This is a genomic window from Deinococcus rhizophilus (assembly GCF_030271215.1).
Lineage (GTDB): Bacteria > Deinococcota > Deinococci > Deinococcales > Deinococcaceae > Deinococcus > Deinococcus rhizophilus.
In genome coordinates this window covers 1-2,177 of the sequence record NZ_JASNGB010000284.1, presented here as the reverse complement: position 1 = coordinate 2,177, position 2,177 = coordinate 1, and the positions used below count along the sequence as shown (strand labels likewise).

Annotated in this window: 2 protein-coding genes and 1 pseudogene; all 3 read right to left on the bottom strand. The window is 77.4% G+C overall.

Going from position 1 to position 2,177, the window contains the following annotated elements; translation table 11 throughout:
* Positions 1 to 160 precede the first annotated feature (160 nt).
* On the bottom strand, positions 161 to 967 hold the full coding sequence (locus tag QOL99_RS16610; RefSeq protein ID WP_285525476.1) for an anhydro-N-acetylmuramic acid kinase: 807 nt from the start codon (positions 965 to 967) through the stop codon (positions 161 to 163).
* 199 nt (positions 968 to 1,166) lie between these two features.
* Positions 1,167 to 1,646: pseudogene (locus QOL99_RS18030) on the bottom strand (anhydro-N-acetylmuramic acid kinase); the annotation flags it as partial.
* Positions 1,547 to 2,177 (bottom strand): GntR family transcriptional regulator (locus QOL99_RS16600; protein ID WP_285525474.1); only part of this gene is annotated, 631 nt, incomplete at its 5' end. The pseudogene QOL99_RS18030 and the gene QOL99_RS16600, both read right to left, overlap by 100 nt.

The window sequence follows — 2,177 nt, the reverse complement described above, 5'->3', positions numbered from 1 at the left end:
GCCGCCGCCTGCACCGCCGCGAGCGCCGCGTGCTGGTCGCCCACCAGCGCCTGCACCAGCGCGTCCACGCCCAGCCGGTCGAGGTCGGGATGCCCCGGATGAACCGCCTCGGTGCGGCGGGGGTCGGCGGGGGGCGCGGCGGCAGTCACGGGTGGGATGGTCATGCGGGGGTCTCCGGGGGAGGGACGATGTCGATGTCGATGTCGATGTCAGTGTCGGTGTCGGTGTCCGGGGGAGGGGGAGCCAGCAGGCTTCCGGCGCACACGGCCCGCCGCGCCCCGGTCGTTCCCGGCAGCGTGTTGGGCCAGCCCTGCACCCGCGCGTAGCCCAGAAAGGCGAAGGCGGCGGCCTCGCGGGTGGCGTCGGTGAAGCCGTGCCCGGCCCAGCCGACCTCCGCGAAGGTGCCCACGGGAACGGGCGAGAGGGCGCGGCGCAGCGCCTCCAGCAGCACCGGGTTCCGCGCCCCGCCCCCCGCGACGACCACCTCGTCCAGCCCGCGCGGCAGGACCCAGCGCCGGTAGGCGTCCGCGACCGTCCGCGCGGTGAAGGCGGTGGCGGTGGCGGCGAGGTCGGGCACGGACAGGGCGGCGGGGGAGGGGAGACGCCCCAGCGTCCAGACCTCCCGCCCGGTGGCCTTGGGCGGAGGGGTCTGGAGTTCGGGGTGAGCGAGCCACGCCGCCAGCGTCTCCGGGTGGACGGTGCCCGCCGCCGCCAGCCGCCCGCCCTCGTCGCAACTCTGCCCGGCGAGCGCGGCCACCTCGTCCAGCAGGCAGTTGGCGGGGCCGGTGTCAAAGGCGAGCACTCCTTCCCGGTCCTCTCCCGGCAGGAGGGTCAGGTTGCTGATCCCGCCGAGGTTGTGAACCGCCCGGCGCACGCCCGCCTGCCCGAACAGCGCCCAGTCCGCGAACGGCACCAGGGGCGCCCCCTGCCCCCCCGCCGCGAGGTCGGCCGGGCGGAAGTCGGCCACGACGGGCTTTCCGGTTCGCTCGGCGATCACCGCCGCCGCCCCGAGNGCCCGCCTGCCCGAACAGCGCCCAGTCCGCGAACGGCACCAGGGGCGCCCCCTGCCCCCCCGCCGCGAGGTCGGCCGGGCGGAAGTCGGCCACGACGGGCTTTCCGGTTCGCTCGGCGATCACCGCCGCCGCCCCGAGTTGCAGGGTGGCGGGCCGCGCCCAGCCCCGCGCGGGGTCGGGCCGGGGGTGGTGCGCCACCGTCTGCCCGTGCGCGGCGATCAGGTCCGCGTCCCCGGCGAGGGGCCGGGCCGCCTCCGCCAGTGCCTCGCCCAGCCACCAGTGGAGCTGGGTGAGGTCGGCCGTGTCCGCCTCGTCCCGTATCGCCCGCAGGACGGCTTCCCGCAGCTCCAGCGGATAGGGGGTGAAGACGTGCCCCACCACCCGGCCACGCGGCACCCCTCCCGGCAACCCGGGAAAGCGCCCCCCCGCCCCCAGCACGGGCCAGCCCGGCAACTCCAGCAGTGCGGCGTCGATGCCGTCCGCGCTCGTGCCGCTCATCAGGCCCAGGACGCGGGCGGGGCGGGTGAGAGGAGTCAAGAGGCGCCCCCGGCGTGCAGCTCCATCACGAAGTCGTAGCGGTCGCCCCGGTAGTGGGCGCGGCCGTACTCGACCGGGCGACCGTCTGCCGCCCACGACACCCGCTCGGTGGCGAGCAGCGCCGCGCCGGGGGCCACGTCCAGCCAGCCCGAGAGCGGTTCCCCCGCGTTCACCGCCCGCAGGTGCCGCACCGCCCGCACCGGGCTGAGGCCCCGCCCGGCCAGCAGTGCGTAGAGGCTGGCGTCGGTCACGTCGGCCTGGGTCACCCGGCCCACCAGCGCGGCGGGCAGGGTGCTCTCCTCGACGGCGAGCGGCTCGCCGTCGGCGGTCCGCAACCGGCGCAGGCGGTACACCGCGTCCCCCGGCGAGAGGCCCAGCGTCAGCAGTTCCTGCCCGGTGGGGCGGCCCTCCTCGAAGGTCAGGACCCGCGCCCCCGGCGTCCCGCCCCGCGAGCGCACGTCCTCGGAAAAGCTGCTGAGCAGCCCCAGCGGGCGCGGGCGCCGGGCGGGGTCCGGCACGTTGACAAAGGTGCCGCTGCCGTGCCGCCGGGTCAGCAGCTCCCGCTGCGCCAGCCAGTCCAGCGCCCGCCGCACCGTGACCCGCGACACGCCCAGCGTTCCGGCCAGC